Genomic DNA, 25,372 nt, shown 5'->3' on the forward strand with positions numbered 1-25,372 from the left:
CACCTTTCCGTCTTCTCTCATGCGAGAGCAGACTCTATCTGGTATTAGCATAAGTTTCCCTATGTTATCCCAGTCTTACGGGCAGGTTGCCTACGTGTTACTCACCCGTCCGCCGCTAGGGTCCGAAGACCCTCGCTCGACTTGCATGTATTAGGCACGCCGCCAGCGTTCGTCCTGAGCCAGGATCAAACTCTCCAATAAAGTTTGTTTCTGGTTCATCGCTTTTCAAGCTGGCAAATCATTAAATAATAGACTCATCAACGCTTTCGCTGTTCAGTTTTCAAGGAGCAAATCGTCTTGCTTTCGCGCCTCAAGCTCATCGTATTTTGTTACGCCGTCTTAAGGACAAGAATTAATCTATCATGTTACCCATATTGGAGTCAATAGGTTTTTTAAAAAAGATTTCAAGTAAAATGCTCGTCCCCGATTTTTCTGCGTCTGACGTACTTGGAAAGCTCATTGGGGGAAGCGATTCTGGCGTACATGCGGAACATAATCGCGTACCTCTCCTCCATAGCCCGCTTTACCAAGCAGTCAATGCGCTTGTCACTTAAGTCCAGCAGCAACTCTTCCAATTCGCGTTTTAGCAGATACTCAAGCTCTTGCACTTCTTTCGTGTTAAACAAAAAACCTAACACTGAAATCGACCTCCGCCTAACGAATCTCCCTCTATCCTTTCCATCAGAATTCAGCCCTATTCAAAAATAAAAGCCTCCGTTTAGGAAGGCTTCAATACGATGGGCTATTTAGTTGGTAAAGCTCATTTCAGCAGGTTTAACTGCACCTTTCCTCCTATCCACTCATGCATGACATACGGCGTGATTGAGCTTTCCACAATCCCAGCCACCAGTAGCAACCCAATCACCAGCAAAACGGCTGCTGGAAATTGCTTCAGCGTATCATACCAATCATTTTTCAATTTTTCTGCTTTGTGCGGTTGAATCAGGACACCGACCGAGCGGAAACTCAGCACACCAAGACGCATCCCTACCCCTGCTGCAAAGAGCACCGCCGGCAGTTCAAAAATTCCGTGCGGCAAAATTCCAGCGGCGAGCATCAGCCACGGACTGACTCCCGAAGCATTGGCGAGGATAAACCCGAGCAAAATTCCGTTTGTGACCAATCCAATAATAGGAAACAATGCAAAAAACAGCCCAAGAGCCATCATCATCAATGCACTGACTACGTTGTTGGAGAAAATCATCCAGAAGGTCGCGAATACGCCCCCGCCACTTTCTTCAATCCTGTCCACTATTTCCTGCAGTTGACCGAGAAGCTCTTTGACCATGGCTTCCACAGCCGGTGCCTGCCAATATCCGATTAATCCGCCAAGAATAAACAGAAAGCATGCGGCAAGAAAATATCCCTTATTATCTGTCCACAACTGTCGCAATTGATTTTTCATGAGCCACGCTCCTTTTACAGCCTGGTAATTCCACTATATGCATTGTACCCCAACAATAGCCGGCAGGCCAAAGAATATCCTTGTCTTGCATGCATAAACTGTTATCGGACAAAGGAGGTGCTTTTCCATGAGAAGGATGTACGTGGTGAGTGCACAACGGCTGAAACAAATCTTGATCATTGTCACCGCCCTCTTGCTGGCTGCGGGGATCGGCTATGCGGAGCGCGACACCATCGCCGCCTTTTCGGGCAACAATCAGGCCCCTCAAGCGATCTACAAGGTCGATACCAAGGAAAAAAAGATCGCCTTGACCTTCGACATCAGCTGGGGAGAGACACGCACCGTTCCCATCCTGGACATTTTGAAAGCAAAAAACGTGAAATCGACCATTTTTCTCTCCTCTCCGTGGAGCCAGCGCCATCCGGAAATCGTTAAACGGATCAAGGAAGACGGTTTTGAAATCGGCTCACACGGCCACAAACATGACAATTACAGCAAATATACCGATGAGGAAATCCGCGCCCAGATCAGCAAAGCGGACACCATTCTCACGGAGATGACAGGCAAGAAGCCCAATCTGATCCGGCTGCCCAACGGCGACTTCGACAAACGCGTCCTGCAAATCGCCAGCGACCTGGGATATTCCGTCATTCAGTGGGATACGGACTCAAAAGACTGGACCAATCCCGGTACAGAGGCCATCATCAACAATGTACTGTCCAAAGCGCACCCTGGTGACATCATCCTGATGCATGCCAGCGATTCCTGTAAGGAGACGCATCTCGCCCTCCCTGTTATCATCGATAAACTGCGCCAGCAAGGCTACGAGTTTGTCACCGTATCCGAGCTGATCGCAGGAACGAATGTAAAAAGCAAAGAAGTTGAATAAAAAAAGCTGACCCACACCGGTCAGCTTTCTCTGTTTACCAGACGATGCAATTGCATGACTTGCCAGACGTTGCAAAACAATAACGGAACAAGCATGGACAAGGTGGAATGTACATCCGGCTGCTTGAGCGCAGGAATCCATTCCAGTGCCGTCCCGACAAACATGAAGAACAACGTAGGAATCCAGGCCGAACGGTTGGTCAAGCTCGATTTGCCATAGGCAGTCACCACGGCGACGATCAGCAGAAGAATCGGTTCAATAAAAAAAGGCCCGATGGCTCCCCCTTCTCCCAGAGCTGTATAACGCAGGTAAATCATATCAAAAAAGGCAAATATGACGAGGAAAACCTGGACGCTTTTCCACAAAGAAGGGCTTTTGAAGATAGTTTTGGCAAAGTAGTTGATCGTCATATACGCAAAAAAACCCATCTGGGCCACGATGCTGATGGTCATCCCGTACAATACGTACATCAAGATGCCTACCAAAAAATTGCCGACGCTGCTCTCCGTCAGTTTTCCAAAATCAAAAACAAGAGCGACAAGTGCTCCGCCTAATCCGCCGAGCAGCAAGGTCGTCAAGAACAGCCAGGCATACTTACGCAAACTCACCAAACATTCCCTCCCATCCACATCGAATATGATTGTACCAATGCATGCAAGAAAATACTAGCGTAAGAACGAAACAAAATGCGCACGTTACTTGTAGGTAGAGCAAAGAAGGAGGTGTCCACCCCATGGCAAGAAAGTCAATGACCATTTGGCTGCTGGCAATTGTCTGTCTGGTTATGACCGGTTGCTCAAGCGGCGGACAAGCACAAGGCTCATCGCAACCGGATTATAAAAGCGTAAAAGACATGGTGCTGGACATATTGCAAACGGACGAAGCGAAGGCGTCCATGGAAAAAATGATGAAGGACGAAAAGTTCAAACAAAATATTATGATGGACGAAGCTACGGTGCGCACCACTTTGATCCAGAGTATAACCAACCCGAACAGTCCCCATATCAAAGAGGCGTTCAAAGACCCGAAATTCGCCAGCACACTCGCCAAGTCCATGAAAAACGAGCAAAAGAACTTGATGAAGGACTTGATGAAAGACCCGGAATACCAAAAAGAACTGATCGCCGTCATGAAGGACCCGGAGTTTGAAAAAAATCTGATGGATCTGATGAAAAGCTCTGCTTATCGCCAGCAGACGATGCAGATTATGAAGGAAGCTTTGCAAAGCCCGCTGTTTCAGGCTGAAATGCTCAAGCTGATGACCAAAGCGCAGGAAGATTTGACCAAGCCGAAAGAGCTCAAGCCGAAAAAAGGCGGAAAGAGCAAAGACAGCGGCAATTCGTAGCAAAGCGGACAAAAAAGGTGAGCTCTTGATACGGAGAGCCCACCTTTTTGTTTCCGTTACGGTTATGATTTGACGATGCTGCTGCACTTCTCGTCGACGCGTTTGGCCATCTCCATGTAGAGCTGCCCGATGGCCGATTGCTCGCGGTAAATGGAAGGCGTATAGTCCGGCTCGGACGGATGGTTGTCAGGCTGACCCAGCGGAATTTGCGCCAGCAGCTCACAAGCCAGCGTTTCGGCCAGCTTGGCGCCTCCGCCTCGGCCAAAGACGTATTCCTTGGACCCGTCTTTCGCCTCGTACCAGGCCATGTTTTCCACAACGCCGAGAATTTCATGTCCGGTGCGCTTGGCCATAGCTCCGGCGCGTGCTGCGACGAAGGCAGCGGTCGCGTGCGGCGTCGTGACGACAATTTCCATGCTTTGCGGGATCATCGTATGGACGTCCAGCGCCATGTCCCCGGTGCCTGGAGGCAAGTCCAGCAAGAGGTAATCCAGGTCTTCTCCCCAGTGCACTTCCGAGAAGAAATTGCGCAGCATTTTGCCCAGCATTGGACCGCGCCAGATGATCGGGGAATTGTCCTCCACGAAAAAGCCCATCGACATGACTTTGACGTTCATTTTTTCCACCGGCAGGATCGTCTCGCCGATCACCGTCGGACGCTGTTCGATATTCATCATATCCGGCACGCTGAAGCCGTAAATATCGGCATCGATAATTCCGACCTTTTTGCCCAGGCGCGCCAGAGCGACTGCCAGGTTGACGGTTACGGTCGATTTTCCTACGCCGCCTTTCCCGGAAGTAATGGCGATGAAGGTCGTCTTCGAGTTTTTATCGAGGATCGGATTGAGCACAGGTGCTTGTCCGGGTGTCATGTTGTGCGTCTGTCCAGCACCTGCTCCTGCACGCAGCTGGGCACTCAATGCGGCACGCTCTTCATCTGTCATGGCTCCAAATTGCAGCTGGACATGCTCTGCGCCCAGCTCGCGCAATGCAGCGATGACATCGTCTTCGATCTTGGCTTTCAGCGGACAGCCCGTAATGGTGAGGACTACCGTAAGACTTACGGTAGTTCCTTCGATACGGATGTCACGGATCATATTCAATTCGACCAGACTGCGATTGATCTCGGGGTCCTTTACATCTCGCAGCGCCTCGAGCACTTTCTCTTTGGTCAACATCATGTTCACCTCATCTGTTTTCTTTTCGACGATCCCTAACTTTTATGTTCGCGCGTTCATTATAGCACATTCGCTTCCAAGGAACACGAGCCGCACATGTTCAGGGTGTATCTGGCACCTTTTCGCCCGAATAATGGCGCAGAATCCCTTGATAAATGGCATTTGCCATGGCTTTCTGGTAATCCACGGACTGCAGCTTCCTGGCCTCCTCTGTATTGCTCACAAACCCGACTTCGACCAAGACAGCCGGACACGTCACTTCGCGGATGAGAAAGACGTTGTTGATCTTGCTCGGCACCCGGTCTGTATTGCCGATCACGCGCTTGATCTCGTCCTGAATGAGGTAGGACATTTCCGCGCTCTTTTTGAAGGTCGGCGAGTAAAACGTCTGCGCACCCGACCACTTGGGAGATGGAATGGAATTGACGTGAATGCTGATGAGAAAGTCAGGAGCGTTCTCATTGACGAGCTTGACCCGGTTGCGGATGTCCTCGGACTTGCGCTTTCGGCTCGCGTCAGCATCCGGCGAGGCCAAATCTTTGTCCTCTTCCCTGGTCATGATGACGTACGCACCGGATTGCTGCAAAAAGTCCCGCAGGTACATGCTGATCGCAAGCGTCACGTCCTTTTCCACCACTTCTCCGGATGCGGAGGTTGCGCCGCCGTCTTTGCCCCCATGTCCAGGATCGATGGCAATCACTGTCCCAGCCAGTGGGAGCGACCACGCTGTCCAGGAAGAGCGATCCGGCGTTTCATAGGTGAACAACACCAACAGCAGCGCGAAAGCCAAAATCCAGCCTATCCCTTTTCGTGTCACTGTGTACCGTCCCCTTTGTCCCATTCTCGTATCCATCATATGGACAGACATGGGCAAATATTCCACGCGAAAACAGCGAGTCGGCAAAGGGAGCCAGCGGAAAGCATGAAAAAAGACCCCCAAACCAAAAGGTTCGAGAGCCTTGTACGCACAACAATTAGCGTTTGGAGAATTGAGGAGCGCGACGAGCAGCTTTCAAGCCGTACTTTTTACGCTCTTTCATACGAGGGTCGCGAGTCAGGAAGCCAGCGCGTTTCAGAGCGCCGCGCAGTTCCGGATCTGCTTTCAGCAGAGCGCGAGCCACACCGTGACGGATTGCACCAGCTTGACCAGTGGTTCCGCCGCCGTTTACGTTTACGAGAACATCGTAACGACCGAGGGTTTCAGTCAGAACGAGTGGTTGTTTTACAATCAGTTTCAGTGTTTCCAAACCAAAGTAAGTGTCCATGTCACGTTTGTTGATCACAATGCGACCTTCACCTGGAACCAGGCGAACACGTGCAACGGAGTGCTTACGACGACCTGTACCGTAGTATTGTACTTGTGCCACGTATATTTCCTCCCTTTACCTTAACCGCGAATTTGCCATACTTCTGGTTTTTGCGCTGCGTGCGGATGTTCAGTACCAGCGTATACTTTCAGCTTGGTGAACATTTGACGTCCCAGGCTGTTTTTCGGCAGCATGCCTTTTACAGCCAGTTCAAACATGCGAGCTGGTTTTTTGTTCAGCATGTCACCAGCAGTGGTCTTTTTCAAACCACCTGGATACAGGGAGTGAGTGTAGTAGATTTTGTCTTGCAGTTTTTTACCAGTCAGTTTCACTTTGTCAGCATTGATCACGATTACGAAATCGCCAGTATCAACGTGAGGAGTGAATTCCGGTTTCAGTTTGCCGCGCAGAATCGAAGCTACTTCGCTAGCCAGGCGGCCCAGCGTTTGACCTTCTGCGTCAACGATGTACCATTTACGCTCAACTTCGAGCGGTTTCGCCATATATGTGGTACGCATGTTTGTCCCTCCTAAGTATCTTACCTTGCACATTTCACATTTACTTGTAAAACAACACAGCTGAAACTTGCAATGGAAAGTGATGCTGCGTAACGGGTGAGCAACACTTCCAGGTGTTTCATCACGATCTTGTCTTTCAATCCCGGGGCTAGAGTGGGGCTAGCGGGGTTAAAATACCAAGGATTATCGTACTACAATCAAAGGGTCATAGTCAAGAGCCTTCACTCGCTCTATTAACTGGAAATTACGTCGTCAGTAGATGACTTCCCACATGGTTAGCCCTTTGGCTGGAGCGGTTTTCCCCGCCCTCTCCCGGTCGCAGGCAGCAAGAATGTCCCGCAGCTCATCGGGGTGGCGTTTGCCCTGTCCAACTTCCACCAGCGTACCTACGATGATCCTCACCATGTTGTACAAAAAACCGTTGCCCCGGCAGATCACCCACACTTCATTCCCCAGCCGCTCGACAGAAAGACTGTAAATCGTACGGACCTTGTCCTCCACAAAAGTCTTCGCCGAACAGAACGAGGTGAAGTCGTGCTCGCCGACCAAATGGCGGGCAGCCTGCTGCATCGCCGCAACATCGAGCGGAAAACGGATGTGATCCGCGTATCGATGGCGAAATACATCGGCAACCGGATTGTTGTCGATACAGTAGCGGTACTCTTTTACCTGCACGTCAAAGCGGGCGTGAAACGTATCCGGCACCTCTTCGACCGAGCGAACGACAATCGAGCCTGGCAGCTGATTGTTCAGCACAAATCCCCATTTTTCCAGCGGGATGCTGCTGGCCGTATCGAAATGAATGACCTGGCCGCGCGCGTGAACACCGGCGTCCGTTCGTCCGGAGCCGGATATTTGAATCTGCTCGCCTGTTACCCGCTGCAAAGCCGCTTCGATCTCTCCCTGCACCGTCACCTGATCTGGCTGCACCTGAAAGCCGCTAAAATCGGTACCGTCATAAGCTACTACACATTTCAGCCGTCTCAAGTACGCCACCACCCTATCACGCCCACCAGTACAACCCCTGCAACAGCGACGCAAACATCGCGCCAGGAAAAGGCGAGCTTGTTCAGCCTCGTTCTCCCGACTCCGCCCCGGTATCCGCGAGCCTCCATCGCAAGTGCCAACTCCTCTGCACGGCGGAACGCGCTGACGAACAGCGGGATCGCGATCGGAACGAGATTTTTCGCACGGCGAACGAGGTTGCCGCTGGTAAAGTCAGCTCCGCGAGCAGTCTGTGCCTTGATGATCTTGTCCGTCTCCTCCATCAGCGTCGGAATAAAGCGCAGGGCAATCGACATCATGAGCGCAATTTCATGGACGGGTACCCCGATGCGCCCAAACGGCCCCAGCAAACGCTCCAGCCCTTCAGTCAAATCAATGGGGGATGTCGTCAATGTCAGAAAGGAACTGATCAGCACGAGCAGCCCCAACCGCAGGGAAATAAAGATCGCTTGCCGCACTCCCTCTTCCTCGATGGTAAAGCTTCCCCATTGATAGTAGACGGCTCCGCCTTTTGTGATAAACACCTGCAGGACAACCGTAAACAGGATCAAGATCCAGACCGGCTTCAGGCTCTTCAAAATATAGCCGAGCGAAAGCCGGGACAGCAGCGCTACGAACAGCGAAAACACGACCAGCACCGCGTACGTCACCGTGTTGTTCGCCAAAAAGACCAAAGTGGCAAAAAGAATGATAAAGAGCAATTTGCTTCGCGGGTCCGCGCGGTGGAGAAAGGACTGTCCCGGCACGTATTGACCAATGGCAATGTTTTGCAGCATGCCTAACGCTCCTTTGGCACGGACAGCCGTTCCAGCAGATGGCCAATCAGCTCTTCTTCCCGATAAAGGGAGAGCGGCAAATGTTCGCTGTCCGGCAACAATTGATTCAGCCGGGAAACCATCGCGACAGTTTCCGGCACATCCAGAGATAACTGTTTCAGCAGATCAGCCTGCTGGAATACGTCCTGCGGCGTCCCCTCCAGCGCGACCTGCCCTCCTGCCATCACCAGCAAATAATCGGCGTACCGCGCCGCTTCCTCCATGCTGTGCGTGACGAGCAAAGTCGTCAGCCGCTGCTCCCGGTGAATGCGGTAGATCCCCTCCAGAATCGCCTTGCGCCCTGCAGGGTCCAAACCGGCTGTCGGTTCATCCAATACCAGCACTTTCGGCTGCAAGGCCAAAACGCCTGCGATCGCCACCCGCCGCATTTGCCCGCCGCTCAACTGAAACGGGGAGCGGTCCTTGACGGCTTCATAGTCAAGCCCGACGATTTCCAACGACTCCCGCGTCCGCGATTCGACCATGTCCGGGGGCAAATCAAAATTCAGCGGTCCGAACGCGACGTCCTTGGCCACGGTTTCCTCGAACAGCTGGTGCTCGGGGTACTGAAAGACCAGCCCGATCTCACGGCGCTTCGCATGGGGCAAACGCCGGGTCGGGGTAATTTCCACATCCCCGAGCAAGATCCGTCCGGACGTGGGGGCAAGGAGCCCGTTCAGATGCTGGATCAGCGTGGACTTGCCGGAGCCGGTCTGCCCGATAATGCCGACAAAGGAACCGGACGGAATCGTCAAAGAGACGTCCTGCAAAGCGAGCCGTTCAAATGGCGTTCCTCTGCCGTATATATGACTTACCTGGTCGAAAGTAATCTGCATACGTGCTCCACCAGCTCCTCTTGGTGCAGTACAAACGGGAGATTGATTCCCTGGGCCGCCAGCTCATGACGCACCCGAACGGCAAAAGGCACATCCAGCCCTGCTGCCTGCAACCGTTCTACCTGGCTGAACACGTCATGGGGCGTCCCTTCCATCAGAACTTCTCCCGCATTCATGACCGTCACGTGGTCGGAAAAGACCGCTTCCTCGGGGAAATGCGTAATGTTGATAATGGTAATGCCCTCTTCCCGATTAAGACGGCGAGCGAGCAGCATCACTTCCTGTCTGCCCTGGGGATCGAGCATCGCCGTCGCTTCATCCAAAATGATGGCAGATGGCCGCATCGCCATAATTCCCGCGATGGCGATGCGCTGCTTTTGTCCCCCTGACAACCGGTAGGGCTGCGTCGTCCTGTACTTCTCCATCCCGACCGCGTGCAGGGCCTCATCAATCCGTTTGCGCATCTCCTGTGGGTCTACCCCCATGTTTTCCAGGCCAAACGCCACATCGTCCTCGACGGTAGCTCCGACAATCTGATTGTCCGGGTTTTGAAAGACCATTCCGACATGACGGCGCACTTCCCACAGCATCTCCCCATCCCGGGTGTCAATGCCGCTGACGAGGATCGTTCCTTCCTCTGGCAAAAGCAATGCGTTCATCAGCTTCGCCATCGTGGACTTGCCCGATCCATTGTGTCCCAGGATGGATACAAACGAGCCTTTCTCGATCGTCAGGTCAACGCTTTTGAGCACCGGCACCCGCTCTTCCCCTTCGTACGAGAACGAGACATGGCGTAATGCCAGCAAACTCTCCTCACTCATGAGGCGTTCACATCCTCCCCAGCCTTCACAAGGAAATGAACCACAGACCATACTCCCTTATATCTGTACATAAGGAAAAAAGGGTTGAATCAGAGTCCAGCCTATGACCAGATCTGCCCCCACCCTTTTCGCGGTTGTTTCCGGGTCATGGCACGAGTCCCATACCCTTGATGAAACGACCAGATTGTATGGACCTATTAAACGAATTCGATGTAAGCCATTGGTGCAGCGTCGCCACGACGAGGGCCGGCTTTCAGGATACGAGTGTATCCGCCGTTGCGCTCTTTGAAGCGAGGAGCCAATTCATCGAACAGTTTTTGAACTGCATCGCGGCCTTCTGCGTTCGCTACTTCTTTGCGAACGAAAGCAGCTACTTGACGACGAGCGTGCAGATCGCCACGTTTCGCGAGAGTAATCATTTTCTCAGCGATTGGGCGGAGTTCTTTCGCCTTCATCTCAGTAGTTTCGATGCGCTCGTTGATGATCAGGTCAGTTACCAAGTCGCGGAACAGCGCTTTACGAGCATCGCTACGACGACCCAATTTACGGTGTGCCATGTTCTTACCTCCCTTTTCGCGCTGGCTATTCTTCGCAGATTGCTCTGCGATCACCCAGCCAGATCTGTAATCCCCCAAAGAGGGGACTTACTCGAGAGAACAGAGCGTGCCAAAGGGTATCCTGCTGTCTCTAGTCGTCGCTGCGGAGGGAAAGACCCAACTCAGCCAACTTTTCTTGAACTTCTTCCAGAGATTTGCGTCCCAGGTTGCGCACTTTCATCATGTCCTCTTCGGTCTTCTGCGTCAGCTCTTGCACGGTGTTGATACCGGCACGCTTCAAGCAGTTGTAGGAACGAACAGAAAGATCCAGCTCCTCGATCGTCATCTCGAGTACCTTTTCTTTCTTGTCTTCTTCCTTTTCCACCATGATTTCTGCATCTTTCGCCTCGTCGGTCAGACCGACGAACAGGTTCAGGTGCTCCGTCATGATTTTGGCGCCAAGGCTAACGGCTTCTTCCGGGCTGATGCTGCCGTTTGCCCAAACCTCAAGGGTCAACTTGTCATAGTTGGTCATTTGCCCGACACGGGTATTTTCCACTTGATAGTTAACGCGCTTGATTGGCGTGTAGATCGAATCAATCGGAATCACGCCGATTGGCATGTCTTCCGTTTTGTTTGCATCAGATTGAACATAACCACGACCACGTCCAGCTGTCATGCGGATGTGCAGACGACCGCCATTGGCCAACGTTGCAATATGAAGATCAGGGTTTAAGACCTCCACATCACTGTCAGCACGGATATCTCCCGCTTTGACAACGCCTTCGCCTTCTGCATCGATCTCGATTACTTTTTCTTCATCGGAATGGATCTTCAGCGCCAAGCCTTTGATGTTCAGGATGATCTCGGTTACATCTTCAACGACGCCTTCTACTGTAGAAAATTCGTGCAGAACTCCGTCGATTTGCACGGTACGAACCGCAGCTCCCGGCAAAGACGAAAGAAGGATTCGTCTCAGCGAGTTGCCAAGGGTTGTTCCGTAGCCACGCTCCAGAGGTTCTACAACAAACTTTCCATACGAGTTGTCGTCGCTAACTTCCACAACCTCGATTTTTGGTTTTTCTATTTCTATCATTAAACAAACCCTCCTTCAAAACGTCGAAATCCTTGGGTGGGCCGCATACGTGCCCACTCAGGAATTTCCCCGGCGGTTTACCGTTTGCGTGCATGACAAGCTATAAATCAGAATTTACCATTCTAGTATGGACATGTTCTGAACAATATAAACCAGTTACACGCGGCGACGTTTTGGTGGACGGCAACCGTTGTGCGGAATCGGTGTCACGTCTTTAATCACGTTCACTTCAAGACCAGCAGCTTGCAGGGAACGGATCGCAGCTTCACGACCAGCACCTGGGCCTTTTACAGATACTTCAAGAGAACGCATGCCGTGTTCCATCGCAACACGAGCAGCCGCTTCAGCAGCCATTTGCGCAGCAAACGGAGTGCTTTTGCGGGAACCCTTGAAACCGAGGGCACCAGCACTGGACCAAGAGATCGCGTTTCCGTGCGGGTCAGTGATCGTCACAATCGTGTTGTTGAATGTGGAGCGGATATGTGCTACGCCGACTTCCACATTTTTGCGATCACGACGACGGGTACGTGTAGCTGTAGCCTGTTTTCTTTTCGCCATGTCAGATTACCCTCCTTTACTTCTTCTTGTTAGCTACTGTACGGCGTGGGCCTTTGCGCGTACGAGCATTTGTTTTAGTGCGTTGGCCGCGAACCGGAAGTCCACGACGATGACGAATGCCACGGAAGCAGCCGATTTCCATCAGACGCTTGATGTTCAGGGAGATCTCACGACGGAGATCGCCTTCCACCTTGACGTTTTTGTCGATGTACTCACGAAGTTTAGCAACTTCGTCTTCTGTCAGATCGCGAACACGAGTGTTCACATCTACGCCAGTGGCGGACAGAATTTTTTGAGACGTGGGGCGGCCAATACCAAAGATGTAGGTAAGAGCGACTTCAACGCGTTTTTCGCGAGGCAAGTCAACGCCTGCAATACGTGCCATGTGTAAAAAGCACCTCCTTGTTTACCCTTGTTTTTGCTTATGCTTAGGATTTTCACAAATAACCATTACATTACCCCTGCGACGGATGACCTTGCATTTCTCGCAGATCGGTTTAACCGAAGGTCTCACTTTCATGGTTCTTGCCTCCCTTTTCTAGGGGTTTTACAAACTATTTATAGCGGTACGTAATACGTCCGCGGGTCAAGTCGTACGGCGACAGTTCAACAGTTACTTTATCCCCAGGCAGGATACGGATAAAGTGCATGCGGATTTTCCCGGAAACGTGAGCCAGGATCTTGTGTCCGTTCTCTAATTCTACCCGGAACATAGCATTCGGCAAAGGTTCGATTACCGTACCTTCTACCTCAATTACATCATCTTTTGCCATGGTAAACTCTCCTTTCTTCTGCTCTTCAGTCAGACCATGAGTTTTGCGAAATGATCACACAACGAACTTATCGTCGACACGTTGGACGACAATTCCAAACAAGAGGAATTCCCGCTTACACCCGTGTAAAAATCTCATAGCCATCTTCCGTAATCGCGATGGTGTGTTCAAAATGAGCACATGTTTTCCGATCCACTGTAACTACCGTCCAATTGTCCTCCAATGTGCGGACATAACGTTCGCCGGCATTTACCATTGGCTCAATTGCCAACACCATGCCCGGTTTCAACCGTGGCCCCCGACCGGGAGGCCCGTAGTTAGGAACCTGCGGATCTTCGTGCAAGTTTTGCCCAATCCCATGCCCCACGTACTCGCGAACGAGAGTGAAGCCGGCAGCTTCTGCATGAACCTGAATGGCATGTGAGATATCAGACAGTCTTGCACCCGGAACAGCCTTTTCAAGCCCCTTGTACAACGACTCTTCTGTCACCCGCAACAGCTTCTCATTTTCTGCAGAAATCGTACCTACCGGATACGTCCAAGCGGAGTCTCCATGGAACCCTTCAAACTGAGCCCCGATGTCCAAGCTGATGATGTCTCCCTCTTGTAATACCCGTTTTCCTGGGATCCCGTGTACGAGTTCTTCATTGACTGAAGCACAGATACTTCCTGGAAAGCCACCGTAGCCTTTAAACGATGGAATTGCTCCCATGCTACGGATAAACGTCTCGGCAATTTCGTCGAGTTGCTTTGTCGTGACACCAGGCTTGATCGCCTTGGCCAGTTCTTGATGGGTGAGTGCAACGATCCGACCAGCTTCGCGCATAACCTCAAGTTCTGCTTTCGACTTCAGGATAATCATTTGCAATTACCCTCTTAGCAAGGACGTAATTTCCGCAAACACTACCTGGATATCTTGTTCCCCATTGATATCACGCAGGAGCCCCTGAGCGGAGTAATAATCGATGAGCGGCTGCGTCTGTGCGATGTTGACATCCAGACGTTGTGCTACCACTTCCGGCTTGTCGTCATCACGCTGATACAGTTTGCCACCATCTTTGTCACACACGCCAGCCTCTTTCGGAGGGTTGAACATCGTATGATAGCTAGCTCCGCAAACCGGGCAGATCCAGCGACCGGTCAGACGTTCAATCAGCAGTTCCCGACGAACGTTGATATGAATCACATGATCAATATCGCGTCCCAGTTCCTTTAAAGTAGCTGTCAACGCTTCTGCCTGCGGAACAGTGCGAGGGAACCCATCGAGCAGGAATCCTTTTTCGCAGTCGTCCATCGACAGACGTTCCCGCACAATCCCGATGACGACCTCATCAGGAACGAGCAGACCTTTATCCATGTAGGACTTTGCCTGAAGTCCGAGCGGCGTTTCATTTTTGACCGCAGCCCGGAACATATCACCAGTCGAAATGTGCGGGATGGCAAACTCTTCAACAATTCGTTCTGCCTGTGTACCTTTCCCGGCGCCAGGCAGTCCCATCAGAATGATATTCACGTCCATTCCCTCCGTCCCATAAAGAAAAGCACAGAGACTTTTCCTGTAAAAACATAGGTATTACTTGATGAACCCTTGGTAGTGGCGCTTGATCATCTGGCTTTCGATCTGTTTCATCGTATCCAGGGAAACCCCGATTACGATCAAGAGCGAAGTGCCGCCGATGTAAATCGACTGCGGCAGATTCGCCAGCTTGCTGAAGAAGAACGGCAAGATGGAAATCAGCATCAAGAAGAGAGCGCCTGCCAATGTCAAACGGTTCAACGTACGTGTAATGTACACCTCAGTGTTTTTACCAGGTCGAATACCAGGAATGTAACCGCCGTTTTTCCTCATGTTCTCTGCCATTTGCACAGGATTCATCTGTACAAAGGTATAGAAATAAGTAAACCCGATAATCAAGATGGCGTACAGCACCATTCCAAGCGGTGCACTAACTTGGAAGTTTTGATAAATCCAGTTGGCAATGCCTGTTCCGGACTGGTCAACCCAGAACTGGGCGATTGTCGAAGGGAAAATCACGAGCGAGATGGAGAAGATAACCGGAATAACACCAGCAGAGTTGATTTTCAGTGGAATGTGGGTAGATTGACCACCGTACATTTTCCGTCCAACCACGCGCTTGGCATATTGCACCGGAATCTTGCGCACACCTTGCTGCATAAAGATAACCCCGACAACAATCGCGAGGATCACCACGAGGATAATCACAACTTTAACGATGCTGAAGAAAATGTTTTGGGATGGATCAGCAAACTGAGTCGAGTAAATCGTCGCAACACCGTTATGGATGTTCGCGATGATACCGGAAACGATCAGGATTGAGATCCCGTTACCGATTCCTTTCTCAGTAATCTGTTCACCCATCCACATCAAGAACGCGGTACCTGCCGTCAGTGACAACGCAATGAGAGCATAGCTGCCCACGGACGTATCCTTGAGCAAGCCAGGCGCCATATTGTTGAATCCGATTGTCATCCCGACCGATTGAATCGCACCAAGGACAATCGTACCATAGCGGGTAACCGTAGCGATCTTGCGTCGACCAACCTCGCCTTCACGTGCCCATTGCGTAAGCTTTGGGATAACGTCCATCGACAGCAGCTGCATGATAATCGATGCCGTAATATACGGCATGATTCCCATCGCAAAGATCGAGAAGTTTTTCAGCGCCCCTCCGGAGAAGGTATCCAACATACCAAGCAAATGGTTTGTGTTTTGCTTAAACAACTCGACGTTTACGTTAGGGACAGGTACGAAGCTTCCGATCCGGAAGACTACCAGCATCATGAGCGTAAACAAGATTTTGCGACGCAGGTCACTAATTTTAAAAATGTTAGTTAAGGACGCTAACATTAGATCACCTCGGTTGTTCCACCGACTTGTGCGATCTTCTCAGCAGCAGCTCCGGAGAACTTGTGAGCTTTTACAGTCAGCTTCACTTTCAGTTCGCCGTTAGCAAGAACCTTAACTCCGTCGCGCAGCGCACTGATAACACCAGCTTCTTTCAGCAACTCAGGCGTTACTACAGTACCCTCTTCAAAACGGTTCAGCGCATCCAGACTAACAATCGCAAATTCTTTGCGGCTGATGTTAGTGAAACCGCGCTTAGGCAGACGACGGTACAATGGGTTTTGACCACCCTCGAAACCAGGGCGTACACCACCGCCGGAACGAGCGTTTTGACCTTTGTGACCTTTACCGGCAGTTTTGCCAGTGCCGCTACCGATACCGCGACCGATGCGCTTACGAGTGTGACGGGAACCTTCTGCAGGTTGCAGTTCATGCAATTTCATACGTTGCACCTCCTAACTCTTGAGATGTTCAATTATACTTCTTTTACGTCTACCAGGTGTTTCACTTTAAAAACCATTCCACGGATTGCAGCGTTATCTTCTTTCACTACAGTGGAGTTGATTTTGCGAAGCCCCAGTGCTTTTACGGTTTCTTGTTGTCCTACTGGACGTCCGATCAGGCTGCGTGTGAGGGTGATTTGCAATTTTGCCATGTTCATTCCCTCCCTTATTAACCCAGCAACTCGTCAACAGTCTTACCGCGCAATTTCGCGACTTCTTCCGCTGTTTTCAGACGGCTCAGGCCTTCCAGCGTAGCGTTGACCATGTTGATAGGATTGTTGGAACCAAGAGACTTACTCAAAACGTCGCCTACACCGGCCAGTTCGAGTACGGCACGGATAGGTCCACCCGCGATTACACCAGTACCAGCGGAAGCAGGCTTGATGAGAACTTTACCAGCACCAAATTGGCACAGAACTTCGTGCGGAACAGTTGTTCCTCTCATTGGTACACGGATCAATTTTTTCTTAGCGTCGTCAATCGCTTTGCGAATGGCGTCTGGAACTTCTTGAGCTTTACCCATACCAGCACCTACGTGGCCGTTACGGTCACCCACAACAACCAGGGCGCTGAAGCTCATGCGACGTCCACCCTTAACCGTCTTTGCTACACGGTTAACAGCGACTACTTTTTCTTCGAGCTCTAATTTGCTAGGGTCGATACGCATTCCTTACCCTCCTTGTTGTTAGAATTGCAGTCCAGCTTCGCGAGCTGCTTCTGCCAGTGCTTTAATACGTCCATGATAAATGTAACCGCCGCGGTCAAAAATCACTTCAGTTGTACCTTTTTCTTGAGCACGCTTAGCGATCAGCGTACCAACTGCTGTAGCAGCTTCTACGTTAGCGCCGTTTTTCAGGCCCAGCTCTTTATCCAGAGAAGATGCAGATGCCAAAGTTACACCAGTCGCATCATCAATCAGTTGAGCGTAGATGTGCTTGGAAGAACGGAACACGTTCAGGCGCGGACGCAGCGCAGTACCGATCACGCGTCTGCGGATACGCAGATGACGTTTTTTCCGAGCTTTGTTTTTATCAGCTTTCGTAAACATTAAGCGGCCTCCTTTCTCATGAAGCTAACGAGCTTATTTACCTTTTTTACCTTCTTTACGACGAACCACTTCGTCACTGTACTTGATCCCTTTGCCTTTGTATGGCTCAGGTTTGCGCAGTGCACGGATTTCAGCGGCAACTTGACCTACGCGCTCTTTGTTGATCCCTTTAACCACCAGAGTGGTTTGGTTTGGCACTTCGATTTCAATGCCGGCTTCCGGTGTGATTTCAACCGGGTGGGAGAAACCGAGAGACAGTGTTACGCCGTTTCCGGATTTCGCTGCACGGTAACCTACACCGACCAGCTCCAGAGTGCGGGTAAAGCCTTCCGATACGCCTTTTACCATGTTGGCAATCAGCGCACGAGTCGTACCGTGAAGGGAACGATGCAGTTTGTTGTCGCTAGGACGTTCTACGACTACTTCGTTCTCAGCAATGTTGATTTTGATATCTTCATGAAAGTTACGAACGAGTTGACCCTTAGGGCCCTTTACCGTCAGCTCAGTACCGTTCAGAGTGAGGGTAACGCCTGCAGGGACCACGATCGGTTTTCTACCGACACGAGACATGTGGTGCACCTCCTGTGCTATTTCAATCTGTTAAATTACCAAACGTATGCAAGAACTTCTCCGCCGACAGCTGCTTGACGAGCTTGCTTGTCCGTCATTACGCCATTGGATGTGGAGATGATCGCGCAACCGAGGCCACCCAGAACCTTAGGAATTTCATTGTGTTTTGCGTAAACACGAAGCCCAGGTTTGGAGATACGTTTCAGACCTGTGATGACACGTTCGTTATCAGCACCATATTTCAGGAATACGCGGATGATACCTTGTTTGTTGTCTTCAACAAACTCTGCATCACGGATGAAACCTTCTTCCTTCAGAATGCGTGCGATTTCCTTCTTGATGGTGGACGCCGGGATTTCCACTTTCTCGTGGCGAACCATGTTGGCGTTACGAATACGAGTCAGCATATCTGCGATTGGATCAGTCATAACCATGAGAGAAAACCTCCTTCCCGTTTCAAATTACCAGCTTGCTTTTTTCACGCCTGGAATTTGACCTTTATAAGCAAGTTCACGGAAGCAAATACGGCAGAGTTTGAATTTGCGCAATACGGAGTGAGGACGTCCGCAACGCTCGCAACGAGTGTACGCGCGTACTGCGAACTTCGGCTGCCGTTGTTGCTTGATGATCATTGATTTCTTTGCCACATTCTTCCCTCCTTACGAGTGGGTTTATTTACGGAATGGCATACCCATTTCAGTCAGCAGTTGACGTGCTTCCTCATCCGTTTTCGCGGAAGTGACGATAACGATGTCCATACCGCGAACCTTGTCAATTTTATCATACTCGATCTCAGGGAAGATCAGTTGTTCCTTCAGACCAAGTGTGTAGTTACCACGGCCGTCAAATGCCTTGGAGGAAACTCCACGGAAGTCACGGACACGCGGAAGAGATACGTTCATCAACTTGTCGAGGAAGTGGTACATACGCTCGCCGCGCAGAGTAACCTTCGCACCGATCGGCATACCTTCACGCAGTTTGAAACCAGCGATGGATTTCTTAGCACGTGTTACTACTGGTTTTTGACCAGCGATCAATTGCAGGTCTTCTACAGCAGAATCCAAGGTTTTAGCGTTAGCAACTGCTTCGCCTACACCCATGTTGATGATGATCTTTTCGACTTTCGGCACTTGCATGATGGAAGTGTAGTTGAACTTGCTCATCAAGCTAGGCACGATCTCATTGGTATACTTTTCTTTCAGTCTTGCTGCCATCTAAGGACATCCTCCTTTCCAACCTGACTACTTGTCGATTACTTCGCCAGACTTTTTCGCGTACCGAACTTTCTTGCCGTTCTCCAATACTTTGTAACCGATGCGAGTAGCTTTTCCGGTCTTCGGATCGATCAAAGATACGTTGGAAACGTGAATAGCCGCTTCTTGAGTCACAATGCCACCTTGCGGGTTGGCTTGGGACGGACGGGTATGTTTCTTAATGAGGTTGATACCTTCAACCAGAACGCGTTCTTTTTTCGGATAAGCAGCGAGAACGCGACCTTTTTTGCCTTTATCTTTACCCGCAATTACGATAACAGTGTCGCCTTTTTTAACGTGCATCGCCTGGTGCACCTCCTATCGAACAAACTGCCTGAGTTTTTCCGTTCAATTAGATAACCTCTGGAGCCAGAGAGATGATCTTCATGAAATCCTTCTCGCGGAGCTCACGAGCCACAGGTCCAAAGATACGGGTACCACGAGGGGACTTATCTTCTTTGATGACTACAGCTGCATTTTCATCAAAACGGATGTAAGAACCATCCTGACGACGAACGCCGCTCACTGTGCGTACTACAACAGCTTTAACTACTTGACCTTTCTTGACAACGCCGCCGGGTGTAGCGGATTTAACGGAGCACACGATAACATCACCGATGTTCGCCGTTTTGCGACCGGAACCACCCAGAACCTTGATGCACATGAGTTCCTTTGCACCGGAGTTGTCAGCAACAGCCAATCTCGTCTGAGTTTGGATCATTTACTGTTCCTCCTTTCGGAATTGATATCCGAAAATCTGACTTATACGATTACTGCCTCTTCGACGATACGTACCAGGCGGAAACGTTTGTCTTTGGACAATGGGCGAGTTTCCATGATTTCTACGATGTCGCCCACTTTTGCCGTGTTGTTCTCGTCGTGAGCCTTGAACTTTTTGGAGTACTTCACGCGTTTGCCGTACAGTGGGTGAGTCTTGTAAGTTTCAACGAGAACAACAATGGTTTTATCCATTTTGTCGGAAACAACGCGACCAGTAACTGTTCGACGCATATTGCGTTCTGCGGTCATCGTTCAAACCTCCTTCCTATAATTAGCCGATTCCCAATTCTCTCTGGCGCAGGATGGTTTTCGCACGTGCGATATCCTTACGCACTTGTTTGATGCGAGATGTGGTTTCGAGTTGACCCGTAGCCAGCTGGAAACGAAGGTTGAACAACTCTTCTTTCAAAGAAGCCACGTTTTGTTCGATCTCGGCAGTGGTCAAATTACGGAACTCATTAGCCTTCATGTGCGTCACCACCCACTTCTTCACGCTTCACGAACTTGCACTTGATCGGCAGTTTGTGCATAGCCAGACGCATAGCTTCGCGAGCGACTTCTTCAGGAACGCCGGCAAGTTCAAACATGATCTTGCCTGGTTTCACTACCGCTACCCATTTCTCAGGAGAACCTTTACCGGAACCCATCCGTACTTCAAGCGGTTTTTGTGTTACTGGTTTATCAGGGAAAATTTTGATCCATACTTTACCGCCACGTTTGATGTAACGGGTCATCGCGATACGAGCAGCCTCGATCTGACGGTTCGTTACCCAAGATGGCTCCAATGCTTGCAATCCGTATTCACCGAACGCAACAGTAGTACCGCCTTTAGCATTACCATGCATTTTCCCGCGGTGTTGTTTACGGTGTTTCACGCGTTTTGGCGTCAACATGATTACTTGCCTCCTTCCTCAGTAGCGACGTTCTTTCTCGCTGGAAGGACTTCTCCACGGTAGATCCACACTTTTACACCGATACGACCATAAGTAGTATGCGCTTCTGCAGTACCGTAGTCGATGTCAGCACGCAGTGTGTGAAGCGGAACAGTACCCTCGCTGTAACCTTCAGAACGTGCGATGTCAGCACCGCCAAGGCGACCGCTAACCAAGGTTTTGATACCTTTAGCACCTGCGCGCAGCGTACGAGTGATCGATTGCTTTTGCGCACGGCGGAAGGAAATGCGGTTTTCCAGTTGGCGTGCAATGTTTTCAGCTACCAGAGTAGCATCCAGATCCGGACGTTTTACTTCGTTGATGTTGATGTGAACGCGTTTGCCGGTCAGATCAGTCAAAGCTTTGCGCAGGGTTTCAACCTCTGCTCCACCTTTACCAATTACCATACCAGGCTTAGCGGTGTGAATCGTAACGTTTACGCGATTTGCAGCGCGTTCGATTTCGATTGTGGATACTGCAGCATCTTTCAGACGCCCTTTTACAAACTTGCGGATTTTCAAGTCTTCATGCAACAGTGTCGCGAAGTCCTTGTCAGCGTACCATTTGGACTCCCAGTCACGAATGACACCGATACGAAGACCGACCGGGCTTACCTTTTGACCCACACGTAATCCCTCCTTATTTCTCGTTTAGTACCACTGTGATGTGGCTCGTGCGTTTATGGATGCGGCTGGCGCGGCCCATAGCGCGCGGACGGAAACGCTTCAACGTAGGACCTTGGTCTACGAAGATTTTGCTCACTACGAGGTTGTTTGGGTCCAGCTCGTAGTTGTGCTCAGCGTTTGCAATAGCCGACTTCAGGAGCTTTTCAACAACTGGAGAAGCTGCTTTTGGCGTGTGTTTCAGGATCGCCAGCGCTTCACCGACTTGCTTGCCTCTGATCAAGTCTACCACCAGGCGAACTTTACGAGACGCGATGCGAATATTGCGAGCAACTGCTTTTGCTTCCATCTTTGTACCTCCTCTCTCTCAAGAGAAAATTAGCGCTTCTTGGATTTCTTGTCGTTGTCGACGTGACCCTTGAAGGTACGAGTTGGTGCGAATTCACCCAATTTATGACCGACCATGTCTTCCGTAACATACACTGGTACGTGTTTACGGCCATCGTACACAGCAAAAGTATGTCCTACGAACTGAGGGAAGATGGTGGAACGGCGGGACCAGGTTTTGATCACGCGCTTCTCGTTCTTTTCATTTTGCTCGTCAACTTTTTTCATCAAGTGGTCATCCACGAAAGGACCCTTTTTCAAGCTACGTCCCATTAGTGAACCTCCCTTCGCCAATGGCGTTCGGTTATAGTATCAGCCTAGCTTACTTCTTGCGACGGCGGATAATGTATTGATCGGATTTGTTCTTCTTCTTGCGAGTCTTGAGACCCAGAGTTGGTTTACCCCAAGGAGTAACAGGTGCTTTACGTCCGATTGGAGCGCGGCCTTCACCACCACCGTGCGGGTGATCGTTCGGGTTCATCACGCTACCGCGAACAGTTGGACGAATACCCAACCAACGGGAACGACCTGCTTTACCGATGTTCAGCAGTTCATGATCCAGGTTACCTACTTGACCGATGGTAGCGCGGCATACGTTGTGGATGCGGCGGGTTTCACCGGAAGACAGGCGTACGATTACGAACTCGCCATCGCGGCCGAGCAATTGAGCGGATGCACCAGCAGCGCGAACCAGTTGGCCGCCTTTGCCAGGTTTCAGCTCGATGTTGTGGATCGTAGTACCTACAGGAATTTTTTCCAGAGGCAGCGCGTTACCGATTTTGATGTCGGCATCTGCACCGGATACGATCTCGTCGCCCACTTTCAGGTTGTGCGGAGCGAGGATGTAACGTTTTTCACCGTCAACGTAGTTGATCAGTGCGATGTTAGCGGAACGGTTTGGATCGTACTCGATCGTAGCAACGCGACCTACGATGCCATCCTTGTTGCGCTTGAAGTCGATAATACGGTATTTACGTTTGTGACCGCCACCTTGATGACGAACGGTAATTCTACCTTGGTTGTTGCGACCAGCTTTTTTGGAAAGAGGTGCCAGCAAGGATTTTTCGGGAGTCGAAGTGGTGATCTCCTCGAAAGTAGAAACCGTCATTTGGCGACGACCAGGAGAAGTCGGTTTAAACTTTTTGATACCCATGTTAATACCCTCCTTTTCGGTAGTCGTCGAGGTTATACGCCCTCGTAGAAGGCCAATTCTTTGCTGTCATCAGTCAGCTTAACGATCGCTTTCTTCCACTCAGATGTGTAACCGGAGTATTTTCCGTAGCGTTTTGGTTTCGCAGGAACACGGGAGGTGTTGACTGCTGCCACTTTTACGCCGAATACTTTTTCAACAGCTTGTTTGATTTCGGTTTTGTTGGCTTTGAGAGGTACTTCAAAAACGTACTTTTTCTCTGCCATCATGTCAGTGGTGCGCTCGGTAATGACAGGGCGCTTGATTACATCGTGAAGGCTCTTCATTATGCGAGCACCTCCTCTACTTTCGCAACCGCGTCTTTCGTCACGATTACTTTGTCATGCGCAACCAGGTCCAGAACGTTAATGCCTGCAGCATCTACGAATTTGGCTCCCGGGATGTTGCGAGAAGACAGCGCTACGTTTTGATCATACTCGGAAGTAACGATCAGCACTTTGCGGTCTACTTTCAGGTTGTTCAAAACAGCCGTCATTTCTTTGGTTTTTGGAGCTGCGAAGTTCAGAGTATCCAGTACCAGCAGTTCGTTGTTTTGAACTTTGGAGGACAGAGCGGATTTCAGTGCCAGACGGCGAACTTTACGGTTCAGTTTGTAACCGTATTTGCGCGGAGTCGGACCGAATACAACGCCGCCACCTTTCCATTGTGGAGCACGAATGGAACCTTGGCGTGCGCGGCCTGTACCTTTTTGGCGCCATGGTTTGCGGCCACCGCCACGTACTTCAGAACGGTTCTTTACATCATGTGTTCCTTGACGTTGGGATGCTTGCTGCATCACGATCGCATCGAACAGTACGGCGTTGTTAGGCTCGATACCAAACACGCTGTCTGCCAACTCGATTTCGCCAACTTGAGAACCGGATTGGTTATAAAGAGCTACTTTCGGCATGTCAGTTCCTCCTTTCCTTACTTGTTCTTCTTGACTGCCGTCGATACCAGCACGAAGCTGTTTTTCGGACCAGGCACGGAGCCTTTAACGAGAATCAGGTTGCGTTCTGCATCTACTTTCACAACTTCCAGGTTTTGAATGGTTACGTTGTCGCCACCCATTTGACCTGGCAGAGTTTGACCTTTGAATACACGGTTTGGCGCGATCGCACCCAGGGAACCTGGACCGCGATGGTAACGGGAACCGTGAGCCATTGGTCCGCGGGATTGGTTGTGACGTTTGATTGCACCTTGGAAACCTTTACCCTTGGTTACGCCGGAAACGTCTACGATTTCTCCCTCGGCAAAAATATCAGCTTTCAACTCTTGACCTACCTCGTAATCTGCGAGGTTAACTCCGCGGATTTCGCGAATGAAGCGCTTAGGTGCAGTGTTAGCTTTCGCTGCGTGTCCCTTTTCCGGTTTGTTAGCGCGCTGTTCTTTTTTGTCTTCAAAGCCGACTTGGATCGCTTCATAACCGTCATTCTCCAGGTCTTTCTTTTGGAGAACTACGTTTGGACCAGCCTCGATGACCGTTACAGCGATCGCTGCTCCGTTCGGACCAAAAACTTGGGTCATGCCAAGTTTTTTCCCTAAGATTCCTTTGGTCATTAGTGCCACCTCCTGTAGTTATTTCAAAAACATTTATGTTGTATCAAGTCCCCATCGATGCGCAGGGGTGCTATTTTAAGGGTTTGTTGCTTGGTATAACGCGCCCGGCAAGACAACGCCTACGCGTGTATCGCGTTTTGGGACCTTACAGTTTGATCTCGATGTCCACACCGGACGGCAGATCCAGACGCATCAGAGCATCTACTGTTTGCGGTGTAGGATTCAAAATGTCGATCAAACGTTTGTGAGTACGCATCTCGAATTGCTCGCGAGAATCTTTGTACTTGTGAACCGCACGCAGGATAGTGTAAACAGCTTTCTCCGTAGGGAGTGGAATTGGACCGGATACATTTGCACCGGAACGCTTCGCAGTGTCTACGATTTTTTCTGCAGACTGATCCAGGATTTTGTGATCATACGCCTTCAAACGAATACGAATCTTTTGCTTTGCCATTTTAGTCCCTCCTTTTTCGCCCATTTTCTAAACAGACATTTCTCCGTGGAAATATCCTGCACCCCGGTCATGGCAAAGGGGCCGGGTGTGTCAGCAACCTCCCACATCATCGCAAGTCCATGACC

General features: G+C 50.5%; 43 protein-coding genes and 1 rRNA gene. 2 read left to right on the top strand and 42 right to left on the bottom strand.

The genetic code is table 11. The annotated features are described in order from the left end of the window. The 3 genes from ACFSO0_RS05505 to ACFSO0_RS05515 all read right to left on the bottom strand — a co-directional run. Positions 1–201 (bottom strand): 16S ribosomal RNA (locus ACFSO0_RS05505); the annotation flags it as partial. Between the two features lie 203 nt (positions 202–404). Next, positions 405–638, bottom strand: a complete 234-nt coding sequence (locus tag ACFSO0_RS05510; RefSeq protein WP_376877471.1) for a hypothetical protein — start codon at positions 636–638, stop codon at positions 405–407. Between the two features lie 122 nt (positions 639–760). Beyond that, on the bottom strand, positions 761–1,405 hold the full coding sequence (locus tag ACFSO0_RS05515; protein WP_376877474.1) for a stage II sporulation protein M: 645 nt from the start codon (positions 1,403–1,405) through the stop codon (positions 761–763). Positions 1,406–1,532: 127 nt separating this feature from the next. Here ACFSO0_RS05515 and pdaB point away from each other — a divergent pair, with 127 nt between their 5' ends. After that, a complete protein-coding gene (pdaB, locus tag ACFSO0_RS05520; protein ID WP_376877477.1) occupies positions 1,533–2,294 on the top strand; it encodes a polysaccharide deacetylase family sporulation protein PdaB in 762 nt (253 codons plus the stop codon). Positions 2,295–2,314: 20 nt separating this feature from the next. Here the strand turns inward: pdaB and ACFSO0_RS05525 are convergent, their stop codons facing one another. Continuing rightward, complete coding sequence (locus tag ACFSO0_RS05525) at positions 2,315–2,902, bottom strand: KinB-signaling pathway activation protein (protein ID WP_376877480.1); 588 nt, start codon at positions 2,900–2,902, stop codon at positions 2,315–2,317. A gap of 125 nt (positions 2,903–3,027) precedes the next feature. Between ACFSO0_RS05525 and gerD the strand changes: the two genes are divergently transcribed. Next, positions 3,028–3,639, top strand: a complete 612-nt coding sequence (gerD, locus tag ACFSO0_RS05530) for a spore germination lipoprotein GerD (RefSeq protein ID WP_376877483.1) — start codon at positions 3,028–3,030, stop codon at positions 3,637–3,639. 62 nt (positions 3,640–3,701) lie between these two features. Here the strand turns inward: gerD and ACFSO0_RS05535 are convergent, their stop codons facing one another. From ACFSO0_RS05535 to rpsJ, 38 genes are all read right to left on the bottom strand, one after another. Then, entirely contained in the window at positions 3,702–4,817 is a 1,116-nt protein-coding gene (locus ACFSO0_RS05535) for a P-loop NTPase (protein WP_376877682.1), read from the bottom strand. 100 nt (positions 4,818–4,917) lie between these two features. Continuing rightward, positions 4,918–5,634 carry an N-acetylmuramoyl-L-alanine amidase CwlD gene (gene cwlD, locus ACFSO0_RS05540; protein WP_376877486.1) on the bottom strand — a complete coding sequence of 239 codons (717 nt, stop codon included), beginning with the start codon at positions 5,632–5,634 and terminating at the stop codon, positions 4,918–4,920. Positions 5,635–5,791: 157 nt separating this feature from the next. Then, complete coding sequence (rpsI, locus tag ACFSO0_RS05545) at positions 5,792–6,184, bottom strand: 30S ribosomal protein S9 (protein WP_376877489.1); 393 nt, start codon at positions 6,182–6,184, stop codon at positions 5,792–5,794. Between the two features lie 20 nt (positions 6,185–6,204). Further along, positions 6,205–6,642 (bottom strand): 50S ribosomal protein L13, encoded by a 438-nt coding sequence (gene rplM, locus ACFSO0_RS05550; protein ID WP_376877492.1) that lies wholly within the window; start codon positions 6,640–6,642, stop codon positions 6,205–6,207. Positions 6,643–6,894: 252 nt separating this feature from the next. Next, a complete protein-coding gene (truA, locus tag ACFSO0_RS05555; RefSeq protein ID WP_376877495.1) occupies positions 6,895–7,629 on the bottom strand; it encodes a tRNA pseudouridine(38-40) synthase TruA in 735 nt (244 codons plus the stop codon). Further along, positions 7,626–8,423, bottom strand: coding sequence for an energy-coupling factor transporter transmembrane component T family protein (locus ACFSO0_RS05560; protein WP_376877498.1), 798 nt, complete (start codon positions 8,421–8,423; stop codon positions 7,626–7,628). The genes truA and ACFSO0_RS05560 overlap by 4 nt, the downstream gene beginning before the upstream one ends. Positions 8,424–8,425: 2 nt before the next feature. After that, the gene (locus ACFSO0_RS05565; RefSeq protein ID WP_376877501.1) at positions 8,426–9,298 is read right to left on the bottom strand and encodes an energy-coupling factor transporter ATPase; all 873 of its coding nucleotides are present in this window, start codon (positions 9,296–9,298) and stop codon (positions 8,426–8,428) included. Beyond that, on the bottom strand, positions 9,274–10,119 hold the full coding sequence (locus tag ACFSO0_RS05570; protein WP_376877504.1) for an energy-coupling factor transporter ATPase: 846 nt from the start codon (positions 10,117–10,119) through the stop codon (positions 9,274–9,276). Before ACFSO0_RS05570 ends, ACFSO0_RS05565 begins: the two co-directional genes overlap by 25 nt. 197 nt (positions 10,120–10,316) lie before the next feature. Then, complete coding sequence (rplQ, locus tag ACFSO0_RS05575; RefSeq protein WP_376877507.1) at positions 10,317–10,676, bottom strand: 50S ribosomal protein L17; 360 nt, start codon at positions 10,674–10,676, stop codon at positions 10,317–10,319. 130 nt (positions 10,677–10,806) lie between these two features. Continuing rightward, positions 10,807–11,751 (bottom strand): DNA-directed RNA polymerase subunit alpha, encoded by a 945-nt coding sequence (locus ACFSO0_RS05580; protein ID WP_376877511.1) that lies wholly within the window; start codon positions 11,749–11,751, stop codon positions 10,807–10,809. Positions 11,752–11,907: 156 nt separating this feature from the next. Next, positions 11,908–12,309 (bottom strand): 30S ribosomal protein S11, encoded by a 402-nt coding sequence (rpsK, locus tag ACFSO0_RS05585; protein ID WP_376877514.1) that lies wholly within the window; start codon positions 12,307–12,309, stop codon positions 11,908–11,910. 16 nt (positions 12,310–12,325) lie between these two features. Then, positions 12,326–12,694, bottom strand: coding sequence for a 30S ribosomal protein S13 (gene rpsM, locus ACFSO0_RS05590; RefSeq protein ID WP_376877517.1), 369 nt, complete (start codon positions 12,692–12,694; stop codon positions 12,326–12,328). A gap of 21 nt (positions 12,695–12,715) precedes the next feature. Then, positions 12,716–12,829 (bottom strand): 50S ribosomal protein L36, encoded by a 114-nt coding sequence (gene rpmJ, locus ACFSO0_RS05595; protein ID WP_122906754.1) that lies wholly within the window; start codon positions 12,827–12,829, stop codon positions 12,716–12,718. A gap of 34 nt (positions 12,830–12,863) precedes the next feature. Continuing rightward, positions 12,864–13,082 carry a translation initiation factor IF-1 gene (infA, locus tag ACFSO0_RS05600; RefSeq protein ID WP_023558720.1) on the bottom strand — a complete coding sequence of 73 codons (219 nt, stop codon included), beginning with the start codon at positions 13,080–13,082 and terminating at the stop codon, positions 12,864–12,866. Between the two features lie 115 nt (positions 13,083–13,197). Next, a complete protein-coding gene (gene map, locus ACFSO0_RS05605; protein WP_376877521.1) occupies positions 13,198–13,944 on the bottom strand; it encodes a type I methionyl aminopeptidase in 747 nt (248 codons plus the stop codon). Between the two features lie 6 nt (positions 13,945–13,950). Continuing rightward, positions 13,951–14,595 (bottom strand): adenylate kinase, encoded by a 645-nt coding sequence (locus tag ACFSO0_RS05610; protein ID WP_376877524.1) that lies wholly within the window; start codon positions 14,593–14,595, stop codon positions 13,951–13,953. Between the two features lie 60 nt (positions 14,596–14,655). After that, on the bottom strand, positions 14,656–15,951 hold the full coding sequence (gene secY, locus ACFSO0_RS05615; RefSeq protein ID WP_376877527.1) for a preprotein translocase subunit SecY: 1,296 nt from the start codon (positions 15,949–15,951) through the stop codon (positions 14,656–14,658). Beyond that, positions 15,951–16,391 (bottom strand): 50S ribosomal protein L15, encoded by a 441-nt coding sequence (gene rplO, locus ACFSO0_RS05620; protein ID WP_376877530.1) that lies wholly within the window; start codon positions 16,389–16,391, stop codon positions 15,951–15,953. The genes secY and rplO overlap by 1 nt, the downstream gene beginning before the upstream one ends. Positions 16,392–16,423: 32 nt before the next feature. Beyond that, positions 16,424–16,603 carry a 50S ribosomal protein L30 gene (gene rpmD, locus ACFSO0_RS05625; RefSeq protein ID WP_092277020.1) on the bottom strand — a complete coding sequence of 60 codons (180 nt, stop codon included), beginning with the start codon at positions 16,601–16,603 and terminating at the stop codon, positions 16,424–16,426. Positions 16,604–16,620: 17 nt separating this feature from the next. Beyond that, positions 16,621–17,118 carry a 30S ribosomal protein S5 gene (gene rpsE / locus ACFSO0_RS05630; RefSeq protein ID WP_376877535.1) on the bottom strand — a complete coding sequence of 166 codons (498 nt, stop codon included), beginning with the start codon at positions 17,116–17,118 and terminating at the stop codon, positions 16,621–16,623. A gap of 18 nt (positions 17,119–17,136) precedes the next feature. Beyond that, positions 17,137–17,499, bottom strand: coding sequence for a 50S ribosomal protein L18 (gene rplR, locus ACFSO0_RS05635; RefSeq protein ID WP_376877538.1), 363 nt, complete (start codon positions 17,497–17,499; stop codon positions 17,137–17,139). A 33-nt stretch (positions 17,500–17,532) separates the two neighbouring features. Then, the gene (rplF, locus tag ACFSO0_RS05640; RefSeq protein ID WP_376877541.1) at positions 17,533–18,069 is read right to left on the bottom strand and encodes a 50S ribosomal protein L6; all 537 of its coding nucleotides are present in this window, start codon (positions 18,067–18,069) and stop codon (positions 17,533–17,535) included. 35 nt (positions 18,070–18,104) lie between these two features. Next, complete coding sequence (gene rpsH, locus ACFSO0_RS05645; protein WP_376877544.1) at positions 18,105–18,503, bottom strand: 30S ribosomal protein S8; 399 nt, start codon at positions 18,501–18,503, stop codon at positions 18,105–18,107. A 27-nt stretch (positions 18,504–18,530) separates the two neighbouring features. Further along, positions 18,531–18,716 (bottom strand): type Z 30S ribosomal protein S14, encoded by a 186-nt coding sequence (locus ACFSO0_RS05650; RefSeq protein WP_005828830.1) that lies wholly within the window; start codon positions 18,714–18,716, stop codon positions 18,531–18,533. 24 nt (positions 18,717–18,740) lie between these two features. Continuing rightward, a complete protein-coding gene (gene rplE, locus ACFSO0_RS05655; protein WP_376877549.1) occupies positions 18,741–19,283 on the bottom strand; it encodes a 50S ribosomal protein L5 in 543 nt (180 codons plus the stop codon). 27 nt (positions 19,284–19,310) lie between these two features. After that, positions 19,311–19,625 (bottom strand): 50S ribosomal protein L24, encoded by a 315-nt coding sequence (rplX, locus tag ACFSO0_RS05660; RefSeq protein WP_376877552.1) that lies wholly within the window; start codon positions 19,623–19,625, stop codon positions 19,311–19,313. Between the two features lie 49 nt (positions 19,626–19,674). Beyond that, positions 19,675–20,043, bottom strand: coding sequence for a 50S ribosomal protein L14 (gene rplN / locus ACFSO0_RS05665; protein WP_310768134.1), 369 nt, complete (start codon positions 20,041–20,043; stop codon positions 19,675–19,677). A gap of 41 nt (positions 20,044–20,084) precedes the next feature. After that, positions 20,085–20,351, bottom strand: coding sequence for a 30S ribosomal protein S17 (gene rpsQ, locus ACFSO0_RS05670; protein ID WP_092277002.1), 267 nt, complete (start codon positions 20,349–20,351; stop codon positions 20,085–20,087). Between the two features lie 22 nt (positions 20,352–20,373). Next, positions 20,374–20,571, bottom strand: coding sequence for a 50S ribosomal protein L29 (gene rpmC, locus ACFSO0_RS05675; protein WP_005828838.1), 198 nt, complete (start codon positions 20,569–20,571; stop codon positions 20,374–20,376). After that, the gene (rplP, locus tag ACFSO0_RS05680; protein ID WP_376877558.1) at positions 20,561–20,995 is read right to left on the bottom strand and encodes a 50S ribosomal protein L16; all 435 of its coding nucleotides are present in this window, start codon (positions 20,993–20,995) and stop codon (positions 20,561–20,563) included. Before rplP ends, rpmC begins: the two co-directional genes overlap by 11 nt. Positions 20,996–20,997: 2 nt before the next feature. After that, positions 20,998–21,660 (bottom strand): 30S ribosomal protein S3, encoded by a 663-nt coding sequence (gene rpsC, locus ACFSO0_RS05685; protein WP_376877561.1) that lies wholly within the window; start codon positions 21,658–21,660, stop codon positions 20,998–21,000. Between the two features lie 13 nt (positions 21,661–21,673). Beyond that, complete coding sequence (gene rplV, locus ACFSO0_RS05690) at positions 21,674–22,006, bottom strand: 50S ribosomal protein L22 (protein WP_376877564.1); 333 nt, start codon at positions 22,004–22,006, stop codon at positions 21,674–21,676. A gap of 29 nt (positions 22,007–22,035) precedes the next feature. Beyond that, positions 22,036–22,317 (bottom strand): 30S ribosomal protein S19, encoded by a 282-nt coding sequence (gene rpsS, locus ACFSO0_RS05695; RefSeq protein WP_376877567.1) that lies wholly within the window; start codon positions 22,315–22,317, stop codon positions 22,036–22,038. Between the two features lie 49 nt (positions 22,318–22,366). Then, on the bottom strand, positions 22,367–23,197 hold the full coding sequence (rplB, locus tag ACFSO0_RS05700; protein WP_063231107.1) for a 50S ribosomal protein L2: 831 nt from the start codon (positions 23,195–23,197) through the stop codon (positions 22,367–22,369). Positions 23,198–23,229: 32 nt separating this feature from the next. After that, positions 23,230–23,520, bottom strand: a complete 291-nt coding sequence (gene rplW, locus ACFSO0_RS05705; RefSeq protein ID WP_376877571.1) for a 50S ribosomal protein L23 — start codon at positions 23,518–23,520, stop codon at positions 23,230–23,232. Continuing rightward, positions 23,520–24,143 carry a 50S ribosomal protein L4 gene (gene rplD / locus ACFSO0_RS05710; protein ID WP_376877574.1) on the bottom strand — a complete coding sequence of 208 codons (624 nt, stop codon included), beginning with the start codon at positions 24,141–24,143 and terminating at the stop codon, positions 23,520–23,522. The genes rplW and rplD overlap by 1 nt, the downstream gene beginning before the upstream one ends. A 17-nt stretch (positions 24,144–24,160) precedes the next feature. Beyond that, positions 24,161–24,793 carry a 50S ribosomal protein L3 gene (gene rplC / locus ACFSO0_RS05715; RefSeq protein ID WP_376877577.1) on the bottom strand — a complete coding sequence of 211 codons (633 nt, stop codon included), beginning with the start codon at positions 24,791–24,793 and terminating at the stop codon, positions 24,161–24,163. A 145-nt stretch (positions 24,794–24,938) separates the two neighbouring features. Then, positions 24,939–25,247 (bottom strand): 30S ribosomal protein S10, encoded by a 309-nt coding sequence (rpsJ, locus tag ACFSO0_RS05720; RefSeq protein ID WP_005828858.1) that lies wholly within the window; start codon positions 25,245–25,247, stop codon positions 24,939–24,941. Positions 25,248–25,372 lie beyond the last annotated feature (125 nt).

The organism is Brevibacillus sp. GCM10020057 (genome assembly GCF_042683565.1).
In the GTDB taxonomy this organism is placed as follows: domain Bacteria; phylum Bacillota; class Bacilli; order Brevibacillales; family Brevibacillaceae; genus Brevibacillus.